Source organism: Priestia megaterium (assembly GCF_023824195.1).
GTDB lineage: Bacteria > Bacillota > Bacilli > Bacillales > Bacillaceae_H > Priestia > Priestia megaterium_D.
In genome coordinates, this window is record NZ_CP085444.1 from 80259 (window position 1) to 94060 (window position 13802).

The following is a 13802-nucleotide window of genomic DNA, read 5'->3' on the forward strand; positions in this document are numbered from 1 at the left end:
ATGGATTTTATCGGAATTTAAAATTAAAACAGAGGAAGCATCTAGTATTTTAAAGACTAAGTACTTCCTCTGTTTTATTTCTTATAAATTTCGTTAGAAGATATCCAATCAATGAATTGTTGATAGGGATAATATGTAGTCCCTTTAAGCTCTATTTTAGGAGCATTAGGATATTTATTTAACAATTCTTCAAGTTCACCCTTACTCAAATTAAAATGATAATGTAGATCTTTTTCTTTAATTAAATAAGGATAACTTAATTTCTTTTGAGGTTTCCCAAAATTCTTTAAACCATCACCTATAAAATAACCAAAGGCAGCTAATCCTACGGCAATCCAAAAAAAGCTTATTTCCACAATAATTAACCTCCTATCATTTTCCATAAAACCCATTTTATCATAAAATTAATAGAAAGATAGTTAACATAAAACGTATTATGAGAACCAAAAAGCCTTTAAAACTCCTATTATTAAAAGCTTTGTACATTTGTAATTAAAAGATTGTAAGAGAAAAGTTCCTAAAAAGATAATAAAACCTTGCCTCAGTCCATTCTTTAGGCTAAACTATAATAATGAGATATTTTCTCACCATTTTTATTCTGATTTGAAAACCTACTGTACACTTGCTTGTATAGTAGGTTTTCTATTTAGATAGGCATATAATGTAAACCTAGCACAAATAGCTGATTGGAAAATAAATGAGAAACTTTAATAGTAGTGTTATTAGTACGTTTATGCAAAGTCTAATGACTCTTCTTATAGTAGTACATAGATAAAAAATATATTGACATTTAATTTTAAACTAACTAAGATGATATACATTACATACAATTTAATTTAATAAACAAAAGCGAAGATAGGACCGTAAGTAACCTTAATCTCCCTGTTATAGAGAGCTGATAATTGGTGGAAGTCAGTACAAAGATTAGAGATGAAATTCACTCCTAGAGCTTCCTCTTCTAGAGCTGTTTTAGAGAGGACGGATAAAACCGTTATGCAAATTGAGAGGTAAGATTTTTTTACAATATAGGGTGGTACCGCGAAATTTTCGTCCCTGCTGAATCGTTCAGCAGGGACTTTTTTATGTTAAAAGGAGGGCATCATGAAAGAAAATACTGCATCAAAGAATACGTTAAAAAAACAATTATTACCGCGACACATTCGAATGATTGCTATTGGAGGAATGATTGGAACAGGAATTTTCAAAGGAAGTGCTGATACGATTGGATTAGCAGGACCTTCCGTTATCTTTTCGTACCTATTTGCTGGACTATTGCTTCTCATTGTAATGGGAGCTTTGGCTGAAATGGCTATTGTATACCCATCTCACAATATGAAGGATCTAATTCAAAAAGCTTTTGGAAGGCGTTTTTCTTTTGTAACTGGAGCTACTTATTGTTTTATGTGGCTTACTGTATGCGTTATTGAAGTCATCGCTGCAGGTAGTTTTCTACAGTATTGGTTTTCTTCTATTCCTTTATGGATTCTTTGTCTTATTTGTTCCATCGTACTTATCTTAATCAACGCTACAAGTGTAAAGTCCTTTGGAGAGATTGAGTTTTGGTTTGCAGGTATTAAAATTTTTGTCATTATCGCTTTCATTCTATTAGGTGTAAGTATTTTATTTGGAATCATTCCAAGTAATAGCCCATCTTCTGAGTACCTTCATAATTATAGCAACTTTGTCCCAAATGGTTGGAAAGCCGTTTTCTCTACCTTGCTTGTGGTGATCTTCTCATATGGAGGCTCAGAACTAATTGGCTTAACTATTACGGAAACGAAAGATGCTGAAAAGGTCTTACCAGGCGTAGTTAAAGGAGTTATGTGGAGAGTAGTTCTATTTTACACCTTACCTATCTTTATTATCTGTGGCTTAATACCTTGGGATAAAATTGATGCAAATGCTAGTCCTTTTGTCCAAGTATTTGAAACAGCCGGGCTTCAGGGAGCTTCTCACATTATGAACTTTATTTTATTGACGGCTGTACTTTCCGCAGCAAATTCGGGTATTTATGGCTGTACAAGGATGCTTCATTCTTTATCACAGTCGGGAGATGCACCTAAAAGCTTGTCCTATGTAAATAAACAAGGCGTACCTGTTTACAGTTTAGCTTTCAGCGTCTTATTCTTATTAATGGGAACGTACATTGTATACTTATATCCTGAAAAAGCTTTTTCTTATTTGTTAGCTATTCCTGGGTTTACAGTTTCTCTTATATGGATTAGTATTTGCTTAGCTCAGCTAAAGCTACGTCCTCAATATAAACAAAAACCATATTTTAAGCTTTGGGGATTCCCCTATTTAACACTTTTTGCTGCATGTGCATTAGTTATTAGCTTTATAGTCTTTCTAATAGATAGTGCGAATAGATTAAGCTCTACAGTTTGCGTGGCTTTCGTTCTTGTAATGATAATCCTTTCATTATTCAAAAGGAATACCAAATCCACTTCTCGTAAAGTACCGAATGATACAAATTAGATTTTAAATTCTCTAAGAACTTAAATCAAAAAAGCTACTTTATTAAAGTAGCTTTTTTTGATTGATACAAGCCTTTTCTGCATCTGGCAGTATTCTTGGTGATTTAACTCACGATTTGTTTCTGGGATTTTTCTTCTTCATTCCAAGCCTCTAACGTTTCACGTCCTGGTAAGTGTGAGATACTATCTGCATGAAACACTGGATCTTTCCCTTGTTTCTTTTGAGCTATATAATCTTTTAATACTGCTTTAGCTACTTTAGATAAACGAGTAATTGCATATAAATTAATTAGAACCATTAGTCCCATAAAGATATCTGCAAGAGACCATACCAATTCTGCACTATATAATGCTCCAAATAACACCATCAAGATAACAGCAACACGGTATAATAAGACTGTTTTCTTACTATGCTTCATAAAACTAATATTTGATTCACCATAGTAATAGTTACCCATTATCGTACTCAGCGCAAATAAAAATACTGAAATAGATACAAATGTTGCTGCAAAGCCACCAATTCCCGTCCGTAAAGATTCTTGTGTTAATGGAATACCTGTTAAATCTGATGTTTGATACTCGCCTGAAACTAAAACAATCATTACAGTAGATGAACAGATTATAAATGTATCTAAAATAACGCCTAAAGCTTGAATAAATCCTTGTTTTGCGGGATGAGTAACGTCTGCAGCTGCAGCTGCATTCGGAGCAGAACCCATACCGGCTTCGTTAGAAAATAATCCACGACGGATACCATGAAGTACAGCAGCACCCATTACACCACTAAAAAGTTGTTTAAATGAAAACAAACCTTCTGAAAAGATTGCACTAAAAACATTTGGTAATACTTCATAATTTGCAATCATCATCCACACTGATAATAAGATATAAGCACCGGCTTTAATAGGCACTAAAATTGTAGAAAATTTCGCTACTGAATGAACGCCACCGAATATAATTAGAGCAGTAATAATGGTAAGTATAACACCGGTTAAGGTATTGTTTATTCCAAATTCATTTTCAACCGAAGCAGCAATGGTATTAGCTTGCACAGCATTAAAAATAAGGCCAAAGGATAGAGTAATTAATATGCTAAATGCAATACCAAGTTTTCTATTTCCTAAACCTTTCTCCATATAGTAAGCAGGTCCACCTCGCCAAGCATCTCCATCTTTAACCTTATAAACCTGGGCTAATGTACTTTCTACAAAAGCTGAAGCAGATCCAATTAATGCTATAATCCACATCCAAAATACTGCACCAGGTCCTCCTAGTGCTACTGCTGTAGCAACACCGGCAATATTACCTGTACCAATACGAGCAGCCATTCCAATCATAAATGCTTGTAATGAAGAAACACTTTTTTTATCTTTATCTTTGTTTTTACGTCCATCCCACAATAAACGAATCATTTCAGGAAAGAACCTTATTTGTAAAAAACCAAAATTAATAGATAAAAATAGTCCAATTGCAACTAAGATTATAACAATTAATTTAGCCCATAAATAATCATTAATAAGTGTAACGATTTCTGTCATGGTTTTGTCTCCTTGTTGTAAAAATTTTTCGACTATAAAGGTTATAAGTTAATTTCTATTATTTTTAAACTAGAAAAAATTTGGTGGTTATAAAAAAGGAAGATCAACAATTTAAAGAATCCTTTTATTCTTAATATCTCGTAAGTTAGCTTTGTTAGAAGTGTTGTTTTTTAAATCTTTACCAAACCGATGTCCTCCCGTTCCGGTTCCTTATAACGAAGGGGTTATATTAGATATTGCAGTCTGCATAGCTTCAATAGAAGTTGATACGTCAGTGTAACTTGAAAAGATGAGAATGCTCCTAAGTCATTAATACTGATAAAATAAGAGCAACTTTTTTTCTATATTTAGTTTAGAAATCTCTCCAATGAAGTGTGATTAACAAAAATACAAACTGTTATTAAGCGCTTTCATTTTTGCTATCAAGATCTTATCTTTAATTTATATTATGAACTATGTAATCCGACAGGAAGTGACATAAAATTATAACTTTTCCGAATTAATAATTAAATATAAAATTAGGGTATATAAATAATCTGATAAGAAAGTAGACCCTATATTACCTACGGAGTTGCGTTAATTCAACAAGCAAGTCAAAAAGCCGGTTTTTACACTGGCTTTTTTCTTTAATAAATGAGAAACACTATTGTTTGCAATGCCATTTGATTAAAAATCAACTATGAAATTTAACAGAGTTTCTTTATAAAATAATTAGTATTCACACTCTAAGTAGAAAATAAATAACATTTCAATAGTTTATAAAAAAGTATTTTATACATCTATTTGAAGAGTAATAATTAACTTACTTCAGAAAAAATACTTCAATAACTATTTATCTTGTAGAAAAAGCCCATATTTTTCTACAAAGTATATAAAACGACTATAAAAGTTCTGTACTAGATTAAAGGCGACTGTATATTGTTTTTACACCTAAACTGACATTGAAAAACGTTCGTTAATCAAGTTTAATTTTCGTTCACAAAGATATTCTTTTTTCTATTTTGAGACCTCGCATGACAGTAACCAAAAAGGAGCCTTTATAAGAGATTTATTTTTTCTTCATCTTGTATAAAGACTCCACCATACTTTTAAGTTAATTAATTTCTATTCTGCGTATTTATTTCTAACAGCATCATCCCACATAAGCAGAATCTGTTTTAACTCAGCTGTTTCAATTAAACAATATGCGTTTTGATCTTCTTCTGCATACTCATTCACAATTTTTGTTACATCATATTTAATTTCTATAGTACAGGCATTTCCAGTTAATTCTTCATAAGAAGATTTCTTTAAAAGTACTTTATCAATTAAATCTAGCCATAATTTCGATCCATCTTCTTGTACATCACTTAATAATAAATCTATAACTAAAAAAATTTCATCAGGCACATTTATCATAAGCATTCCTTGGTCATCTTCATAGATTTGAACATTATATTTCATTATTGGTTCCCTCCTCTTTCTCTTATTGGAAAAGCAGTATCTATCTTTCCTTCTGAATTTATATACATCCTAATTGTTAAACCATCAGAAGTCCTTCCTGCATATAAACCTGACTGACGGTTAATAATCCGTTTATTTTCATAAGCTTCGTTAATTGCATTAAGAACTTGAGCTCTATTCCATTCTTTTGGAAAAAAGGTAGACAGTGGTGTTTTGTTAATACCTTTCACAGAAATTTTTGCACGATAAATTCCCCTGCTGTCAGGAGGGTCTATTATCTCTACAATTTTCCCTCCGCCCATCATGCTCTCGTGATGATAACCTACTGCTTTTCCACGTCTATTTATTTGTCCATGGAAAACATGTTCTACCGTATGAGGTGTAACACCTCTTGTACTTTGAGCTCCTTCACTACTTCTAGAAAATAACATCATTGTAGAGTCATTAATTTCTGAAGCAACATTTTTCACGTATGTACTACTTAGTGTATTAATATTTTTCCCTTGCTCAGCAAAGGCCAGTCTCCTTTGAGGAGTTGCCCCCAAATTCTTTGCAGAAAGTTGATCCAGACTATATTGAACTTTCCTTTTTAGGAATCCACTTAAATCGGCGGCTTGTTTTACATCTTGTGCAATCCCAGCTGTACCTTTCACAGAAACCCCTACTCCTAAAAGACCTCCTGCAGCTTGAAGCAAGCTAGTTTGCTTCTCTTCTTTGGTAAGTTTGTTTCCTAATAAGTCTTTCCCCATTGTATACTCGTACATCCCATTCGTTAACAAGAGACCATAGATACCTTTTTCTGTTTGTTGAAGTGTTTTAAAAGCTTTTGGTGTTTGATAAAGTGCCATTGCATGATGCGCGGCACTCATGCCTTTAGTAGTTTTGTAGACCACACTACCACCTTTTACAGCTCGTCCTGCCCAACCTACAAATGGAATAAACCCTGCTGCCGCCATCGCTCCAGCTGTCACTCGTTGCGTTGTAGAAAGCTTTGTATGTGTAACCGGATCTACGCCCTCTACGGCTCGCTTATAATCATAGTATCCAGTAAGTTCTCCAGCGATATCCAGTCCTTTTTCATACCCTGGTTTATTAGCTTGAATCTGTCTTTGCTTTTCAGCTTCAATAGCTTCCTTTTTGACTTTGATTCGCTGTTTTTGTTCTGCTTTTCCCTCTACATAATCTGAAGCTACTTTATCAATTTGCTGCTGTGTTTTGTATGCTTCACTATTTTTATAAGCATTGGCATCAAAGACTAGTTGATAAGCACTGCCTCCTTGGGAGGTCATCTGTTCCAAACCATTTACGCTGAATTGCACTGATTCGTAGAAGGAATCTAACATTCCATATTCACTTGAAAGCTGATTATCTAGCTCTTCGACTGCTGTGATGGTACCTGTTCTTTTTTTCTCAGTTGCGCTTAAATCATCTTCAAATGCGTCTATAGAAAACGGTGTAATATGTATAATATCTTCAATATTACTTAAAATCGACTCAAGTTCAGCGTGCTGCTGTTCGACCATTTGTTTGGAACGACCATTGGCAACCGCCAGCTCTTGTTCTAAAAACGATACATCTACAACTGTGTCACCTTTTAATTTAGCTTGTTCGGCATAGTCTGCAATACTATTAAAATAGAATTGATGTGAAGAAACAAGACTTTTCCAATGTGTGACGGTATCCACTTGTGTTTTATAAAAGCCTTTGATGTTGTCGGCACCTTTTCCTTGAAATTCATGATGTAGTGTAGCCATTGCATGAAGAGCTTTTTTTAATGCTTCTAACTGCTCATCGAATGCTTTATACGCTTGTACACGGTCTTTTGCATAGGCCAAAAGCGTATTGGCTTCATATACTTTTCCCATTCATTATAAACCCTCTTTACCTTATGATTAATGCATCTCTGATGCGACATTTTCCTCTATTATCCATTATAAAATTACTAATACACTATCTAAATAGGATAATAAGACCTTTTATAAGTTTGACGATGCATTAAAAAGGATATAATTTCAAAATAGAAGATAATACTCATAGGTATAAATGTTTATTTCAGATTTATATCATGTATAAAATCATCATAGAACGTGCAATTACATGCGTTGAGTATACCTCAACGCATAGACTTTCATATATGATATTAAGTAGAAATCCTGCATAAAATCTCTCCTTTTTATGAGTGATGTCTACTCATTAATACTTCTTTCTTTTAGGAAGTCGTTTTATTATCACTTTAAAATGAAGTAGGAACTTTTAAATATGTAAATAATTAATAACTTTTAAACAGTAATATTTAATTTAATATTAATTTAAAATTATCAAGAGTAAAAATAAAGTGATAAACGTTTTTAAGTATATATACTTATTTAAATTTATTTTTTTATAATTATTACTTATTTATTTTAACTTATATGAAAGTGAAAGTGTAATCTTACTTTCTATAAATATAGGATATCTTATATATGACTTGTAGAAAAACCAATTATTTGTCGTCACTAAGAGTAAATGATAAAACTATATTTCTTTATAAGTTAGTTTATCTATTTACTTCTCTATATAAAATACAATAATTTTGTATTTCAGAATAAATGTATGTTATAGAAAATATAGTGACGTTAAATATTTATAAGTTTTATGTTTGGTTATCATTAATATAAAAATTTCTTAAAAGGTAAGTAGAGGATGGGTTGGTATACCTTAAGAAGTAAAATTGGTTCTTTTTCTACATTAGATGTAAATGATAACGCTATTTTTAATAAAATATGTTTAGAATTACTTAATAGTATTGCAGAAAGTAAAACTAAACATAATCACCATTATCGGTAGACATCTCCTAATTTGATATAAAGGGTGCTTTATGTATGTAACTTGAGCAAGATACCTGCTCGATCAAAAATTGTGCGATACCCTCAGCAGATATCTTAAACCCGGGCATATCAAGTGAATTAACCTTTATTTTTTTTGATTCTTTATGTTCTTTAACAAAAGGCAACCGTACAAGTGTCCAGTCTAATTTGCTTTCTTCAAGGATTTGTAGCTCTTTTTTCTTATCTAAAATCATCTCAGAATAAAGAATACGAAAAGCAATTGCTCCTAGTTTATTGACGAATGTTTTTTTATCCCCTTTGATATCTAAAGACCCACCCGTTACACCAATATATCTTTTAATTTCAAGTTCTTTCATAGTGTTGACGATTAAAGTGGTAGTTTCACTATATAAAGGTTTAGCTCTGTTAGGTTGACCAAATGTATTTATCACTACGTCACATCCATTAATTAGAGAATAAATGGAATCTGCATTTCTAGCGTCTCCTTGAATAAAACTTACATTTGGATCTGCAAATGTATGTTTCTCAGGACTTCTAACTAACAAACGGACTTTATAACCTTTTTGAATTGCTGTTTCGGCTAAATATTTACCTGCTTTTCCAGTACCTCCAATAATCGCAATTACATTTTTCATATAAATTAGTTCCTCCACATATTCACTTTTGTTTAATTCTATCATTCTATATCCATAAATAACCAAAACAACTTATCTTTTGTTATCTTCTAGTCGATATAACCACCATTAATGGAACAGGAACCCACACACAAAAAGCCTTAAATTTAATAAAATGTAAGGCTTTCGAAATGCAACATAATTTCGGTAGGTTTAGGAAAACACATCCGAGTTCCAGAAAATAACTACTATAGATAAGATCAAACAGATTGTTGCAGGAATAACAGTTACAATAGATTGATGAGCTCGAAACATATGAGCATGTATGGCCCCCATCATGAGAATTATAAATAATATGCCCGATCCTAAAACCAAGTGTTGATTCCAAATACCGCCGATCATTCCTATTGCTCCAATGAGTTCAATAAGTCCAATTGCAGACATGAACCATAATGGGTATCGATAGTGCCGCCAATGTTCAACTTGAAACGGTATACGAAAAAGTTTTATAAATCCTCCTATTAAAATAAAGATTGCTAAAATCACTTGCACAAAAGTGATCATCTAAGCTTCCTCCTTTTAATGATCTTGTTTAGAGATATTTTCAAGTAGGAATGAATGGATATATATTCCTTGTTGTATTTTATCATTAATGATGAATTATTAAATTAAAATTATGTATACCATATACACATTTAGTTAACATAATGAATGTTCTCGGTAGAAATAAAAAAGGACTTTAAATTTAAAGTCCTTTTTATGTTTCATCAATCTAATTGGAAAAAATAATTCATGCATTTTATATTGGATTTAAACTTCTTTATTTACGTTAAGTGTACGCTCGTTTTTTCCTCCATGCGCCCATATTACAACTGGAATTAAGATTAAAGATAAAATGCCGCCACTTAATGATAAGGTTGCATAACTGGAATGAGCTACGACCATTCCAGATAAGGCCCCACCAGAAGCCCCTGCCAATGCAATTAAAACATCTATAGTTCCTTGAGTTTTGGCACGTGTAGATGGTTCCGTAGCATCAACAATTTGTGCAGTTCCACTTATCAAGCCTAGATTCCATCCCAATCCCAATAAACAAAGAGCAAGGACTAGAAAACCCATTGAACTACTTGGAGCTATAGCTGCTACGAAACCCGCCAAAAGTAAGGTGACTCCAGAAGCAATCGTCATAGCCGTTCGTCCAATCTTATCAATCAGAATTCCTGTAACTAACGATGGAAGATACATGGAACCTATATGAGCTCCAATGACAATTCCTACTTCACGTAAACCGTGACCATGATGTCCCATATGTACAGGTGTCATGGTCATAATAGCAACCATTACAATTTGAGTAAGTACCATAACTGTTGCACCAACAGCCACTCCTTTTTTATTAGTTGACTGTTCAGTATTTGTTAGATTTTGTTGAGTGTCACGTTTCTGTTTATTCGCTTCTATTGCTCTTGCTATTAGTAGTGGATCTGGATGAAGCATAATAAAAAAGACAAGACCAGCTAATATATATGCAGCTGCTGCTAAAATGAAAGGCCCTGCAAGTGCCGGAACACCAATTGAAAGCGCAAAATGCCCCATTACATTAACTAAATTTGGGCCTGCAACAGCTCCAAAGGTGGTGAAAACCATGGCCATACTAACTGCAGTTGCCCGTTGTTTTGCGCTTGCTAAGTCTGTGCCTGCGTAACGAGCTTGTAGATTAGTTGCTGTTCCTGCTCCATAAATAAGAAGAGAAGCAAATAAGAGAAAAATACTATTTATAATGGCTGAAAAGATAACTCCAATTGCTCCAATTCCACCTACTATAAAGCCTGTTGCTAGACCAAAGCGACGTCCATATCGTTGCGAAAGCCTTCCGACTGCTAAAGCAGCTCCTGCTGATCCTAAAGTAAACATAGCAGTTGGCAATCCTGAAACTGCATCTGTACCAAGCATTTGTTGAGCAAGGATTGCTCCTACAGTTATTCCAGCAGCAAGACCGGCTCCTCCAAAAATTTGTGAAAGGCCAACGATAAATAATGTACGCTTGTATAACCTGTTCTTTTTTTCAGGAGAGTCAATATAACTTTGAATTAAATCATTCGTATACCTTGTCATGTTAAACACCCACTTACATTTTAGTTGTTAATCAACTGTTTCCGTTTTTATAAATCCTCAACTATTTTGTCGAACTCTTGAAACTTTCCTCCTTTAAGATTTATTTAGGATAAATAACATTTCTATTATGGAAGAATTAGATAAAAACTCTTATTATTTAGTCTATATCATATACATAGTTAGTTGCTATGATTACAATTTTTCACAGAAATAAAGTCTATATATTTTCTATATAGACTTTACTAATTTATTTTTATACTGAAGCTGAAACCTTTTCTTTTTTTCTGAGGTGTAAAAAGCCAGAAGCTACTAAAACACCTAAAATAACTAAACATGTGCCTATTACTTGAGGTAATGCGATAAGGGTACCGGTTAAAATAGAAAGGATCATGGTGACTACTGGAACTAAATTAAAAAATAAAGACGTATTACTTGCGCCAATAGCAGCCATTCCCTTATTCTACCACAGATAGCCTAATACACTTGTAAATAGAGCCATAAAGAGAATAGCTCCCCAAGCTGACGATGTAACGTGTGACAAAGGTTGAGGGCTTGGTGAAAAAGCTGTTAAGATGACCAAACAAAGAGAACCAATAATCATTGTATAAGTAGTTGTCTCCATTGAGGAACTACCACTCAAATATTTTCTTCCTAGTACACCATATAAAGCCCAACATAGATTCCCTGCTAAAATGAGTAAATCACCTTTAGAAATGGATAGTGTTTGAATAATTTCTAACGAACCTTGCGTTAAGACAAGGGTAACGCCTACTAAGGCAAAAGATATACCCAGCATCTGCTGTTTTGTAATGGGATTTTTTAAAATAAAATAAGCAAAAAGTGCAGTTACCAGAGGATTAGTTCCCATGATGAGGGCCCCATTTAAAGGGGACGTATAGTGCATTCCTAGAAAGAAAAAAGCATTGAATCCAAAAATCCCTATGATGCCAAGTAAAATATACATTTTCCAATAAATCATAATGGTTTCTACCTTTATTTGTTTTTGTAATCCTAATATCAGAACCATAACAAGTGCAGCAATTCCAAATAGCCATGCTGCAGCACTTGCAGGGGAGAAATAGTGAACAGCATACTTAGCTATGTTGAACGTAGCACCTGTAAAGATAGCGAAACCTATTAACATAAGGTATATTCTACTTTTCATCTTTCAAATCTCCAATCATTGTTTCATACGTCTCTAATTTCTCTTTGGTCACATTCATAACTGTTTCAATCGCTTGTTTTTGCTTTTCTAGAAGAAGTAAATGTTTATTCAAAATATCTGCCCTCGTTTGAATCTTTTTTAATTGAATGGCTGTAGAATCAATATTTTCTAGGAGACATCCATCCTTTAAAAATTCCTGGATATCTTCCAAAGACATTCCTGTTTGTTTTAACATTTTCATAAATTTGAGAAGGCGAATTTCACCTTCTGTATATCTTCTTTTTCCACCTTTTCTTAACGGTGAAGACAATAACCCAATCTTTTCATAATAACGCAATGTATGTGCAGAAAGACCGGTCATTCTTGCTACTTCTTGAATACTGAATAAATTTTCCATATGAGCAATTATAACATGATAAATAAAAGTCTTGCTTTAGAGCGCACTCTAAAGATTACTATTTAATTTATAGATAAAATCACTACATTTTAAGGAGAGATTCAATTGATAAACGAACGCTATGAAAATGGATGGAAAAAGTTAATGGAGGTAGATGGAGAAGGAGGAAAACGAGTAATTGAATCATTAAAGGACATTGCTCCTGATCTTGGAAGGTATGTCATCGAGTTTGCCTTTGGAGATATCTATAAAAGAAAAGGAATTAGTCTACAGCAAAAACAGTTGGTAACTATAGCCTCACTAGCGACACAAGGGGGATGTGAGCCACAACTAAATGTCCATATTAATGCAGCTCTTAACGTGGGGCTTACTGCAAATGACATAGTGGAGGTTATTATACACTGTATTCCATATACCGGTTTTCCAAAAGTTTTAAATGCAGTTTTTGTTGCTAAACAAGTTTTCGAAGAAAGAGATTTAAAAGTAACTACTAAATAAAAAAGCCTGTATACGACATAAAAAGTTAGGTAACATAATGGATTTTATTAGAAATCATATACAAAAAAGCCCTGTTATTAAGGGCTTTCACTTGTTTATTCTTATATATTTAATGTTACATTTTGGGAGCTTCCATACCGAAATTCGCCCATTCTTCTTTTGATGGCCCATAAATACCTGGAACGGTTAATCCTGCTTGTCTCATAAGAACGGTCATTTGTCCCCGATGGTGGGTTTGATGTTGTATTAAAAACATTAAAAGTGACCCATTTGGTATTTTCTGACCTAAAAAGTCTACTCGTTCTTCTAACGTTTTGTCGATCCATTGAGTTTTTAATGCTTGTACAAATGCGTCACTTGCTTGCTGATAGCTGTCTGCTATAAACTGAGCCGTAGTAGGAACGGGCCAATCTTTAGACGGTGCTTCAAATGTTAAGTTAGTATTTGAAGCAATTATGTGAATGGAAGCTACTGTATGCCAAGCAATACGTCCTAAAGTCCAATTTTGTGAAGTAATTTCCTGTTTAAGCGACCCATCAGTTAAATTTTTTAGTAGTCTCCGAGTAGCATTTGCTTCATATTCCCAAGACCTTAAAAAACTATCTAAACTTTGAAACATAAAATTCCCCCTTTTGTTTATCCTTTTAATTCCATTTTAACAATAGTTATATTATAAAACACTATGTATAAAACGTTCATTCCTAGTTTACGTAAGCACGGTTATAGGTAG

The 13802-nt window shown here is 33.3% G+C and carries 11 protein-coding genes, 1 pseudogene and 1 other annotated feature; of the genes and pseudogenes, 2 read left to right on the forward strand and 10 right to left on the reverse strand.

Translation table 11 applies throughout. The features are described 5' to 3' along the window. Positions 1-74: 74 nt before the first annotated feature. Complete coding sequence (locus tag LIS78_RS28210) at positions 75-356, reverse strand: DNA-binding protein (RefSeq protein ID WP_209152312.1); 282 nt, start codon at positions 354-356, stop codon at positions 75-77. A gap of 487 nt (positions 357-843) precedes the next feature. Continuing rightward, positions 844-1058 (forward strand) — a binding site (T-box leader). A gap of 43 nt (positions 1059-1101) precedes the next feature. On the opposite strand from LIS78_RS28210, the gene LIS78_RS28215 reads away from it, so the two are divergent. After that, positions 1102-2478: an amino acid permease gene (locus LIS78_RS28215; protein ID WP_209152311.1), complete on the forward strand. Its 1377-nt coding sequence runs from the start codon at positions 1102-1104 to the stop codon at positions 2476-2478. Positions 2479-2581: 103 nt separating this feature from the next. Here the strand turns inward: LIS78_RS28215 and LIS78_RS28220 are convergent, their stop codons facing one another. The 8 genes and pseudogenes from LIS78_RS28220 to LIS78_RS28255 all read right to left on the reverse strand — a co-directional run bounded on the left by LIS78_RS28220 (position 2582) and on the right by LIS78_RS28255 (position 12574). Then, positions 2582-4015 carry an alanine/glycine:cation symporter family protein gene (locus tag LIS78_RS28220; protein WP_209152310.1) on the reverse strand — a complete coding sequence of 478 codons (1434 nt, stop codon included), beginning with the start codon at positions 4013-4015 and terminating at the stop codon, positions 2582-2584. A 1104-nt stretch (positions 4016-5119) separates the two neighbouring features. After that, positions 5120-5458, reverse strand: coding sequence for a hypothetical protein (locus LIS78_RS28225; RefSeq protein WP_098325486.1), 339 nt, complete (start codon positions 5456-5458; stop codon positions 5120-5122). Next, entirely contained in the window at positions 5458-7323 is a 1866-nt protein-coding gene (locus LIS78_RS28230) for a T7SS effector LXG polymorphic toxin (RefSeq protein WP_252285455.1), read from the reverse strand. Before LIS78_RS28230 ends, LIS78_RS28225 begins: the two co-directional genes overlap by 1 nt. A gap of 968 nt (positions 7324-8291) precedes the next feature. Next, entirely contained in the window at positions 8292-8921 is a 630-nt protein-coding gene (locus LIS78_RS28235; protein WP_252285456.1) for an NAD(P)-dependent oxidoreductase, read from the reverse strand. A 192-nt stretch (positions 8922-9113) separates the two neighbouring features. Next, a complete protein-coding gene (locus LIS78_RS28240) occupies positions 9114-9464 on the reverse strand; it encodes a DoxX family protein (RefSeq protein WP_209152307.1) in 351 nt (116 codons plus the stop codon). A 246-nt stretch (positions 9465-9710) separates the two neighbouring features. Continuing rightward, complete coding sequence (locus LIS78_RS28245; protein ID WP_252285457.1) at positions 9711-11012, reverse strand: MFS transporter; 1302 nt, start codon at positions 11010-11012, stop codon at positions 9711-9713. 253 nt (positions 11013-11265) lie between these two features. Further along, a pseudogene (locus tag LIS78_RS28250) lies at positions 11266-12177 on the reverse strand (DMT family transporter). Next, a complete protein-coding gene (locus LIS78_RS28255) occupies positions 12167-12574 on the reverse strand; it encodes a MerR family transcriptional regulator (protein WP_286676974.1) in 408 nt (135 codons plus the stop codon). Before LIS78_RS28255 ends, LIS78_RS28250 begins: the two are co-directional and overlap by 11 nt. Before the next feature lie 108 nt (positions 12575-12682). On the opposite strand from LIS78_RS28255, the gene LIS78_RS28260 reads away from it, so the two are divergent. Beyond that, positions 12683-13072, forward strand: coding sequence for a carboxymuconolactone decarboxylase family protein (locus LIS78_RS28260; protein ID WP_425334740.1), 390 nt, complete (start codon positions 12683-12685; stop codon positions 13070-13072). 115 nt (positions 13073-13187) lie between these two features. On the opposite strand, the gene LIS78_RS28265 is transcribed toward LIS78_RS28260, so the two are convergent. Beyond that, positions 13188-13691: a DinB family protein gene (locus LIS78_RS28265; protein WP_209152302.1), complete on the reverse strand. Its 504-nt coding sequence runs from the start codon at positions 13689-13691 to the stop codon at positions 13188-13190. Positions 13692-13802: the final 111 nt, after the last annotated feature.

Coding starts and splice junctions, on each gene's coding strand:
- LIS78_RS28265 (WP_209152302.1), bottom strand. CDS start 13,691: ATGTTTCAAAGTTTAGATAGTTTTTTAAGGTCTTGGGAATATGAAGCA.
- LIS78_RS28240 (WP_209152307.1), bottom strand. CDS start 9,464: ATGATCACTTTTGTGCAAGTGATTTTAGCAATCTTTATTTTAATAGGA.
- LIS78_RS28215 (WP_209152311.1), top strand. CDS start 1,102: ATGAAAGAAAATACTGCATCAAAGAATACGTTAAAAAAACAATTATTA.
- LIS78_RS28255 (WP_286676974.1), bottom strand. CDS start 12,574: ATGGAAAATTTATTCAGTATTCAAGAAGTAGCAAGAATGACCGGTCTT.
- LIS78_RS28220 (WP_209152310.1), bottom strand. CDS start 4,015: ATGACAGAAATCGTTACACTTATTAATGATTATTTATGGGCTAAATTA.
- LIS78_RS28235 (WP_252285456.1), bottom strand. CDS start 8,921: ATGAAAAATGTAATTGCGATTATTGGAGGTACTGGAAAAGCAGGTAAA.
- LIS78_RS28230 (WP_252285455.1), bottom strand. CDS start 7,323: ATGGGAAAAGTATATGAAGCCAATACGCTTTTGGCCTATGCAAAAGAC.
- LIS78_RS28245 (WP_252285457.1), bottom strand. CDS start 11,012: ATGACAAGGTATACGAATGATTTAATTCAAAGTTATATTGACTCTCCT.
- LIS78_RS28225 (WP_098325486.1), bottom strand. CDS start 5,458: ATGAAATATAATGTTCAAATCTATGAAGATGACCAAGGAATGCTTATG.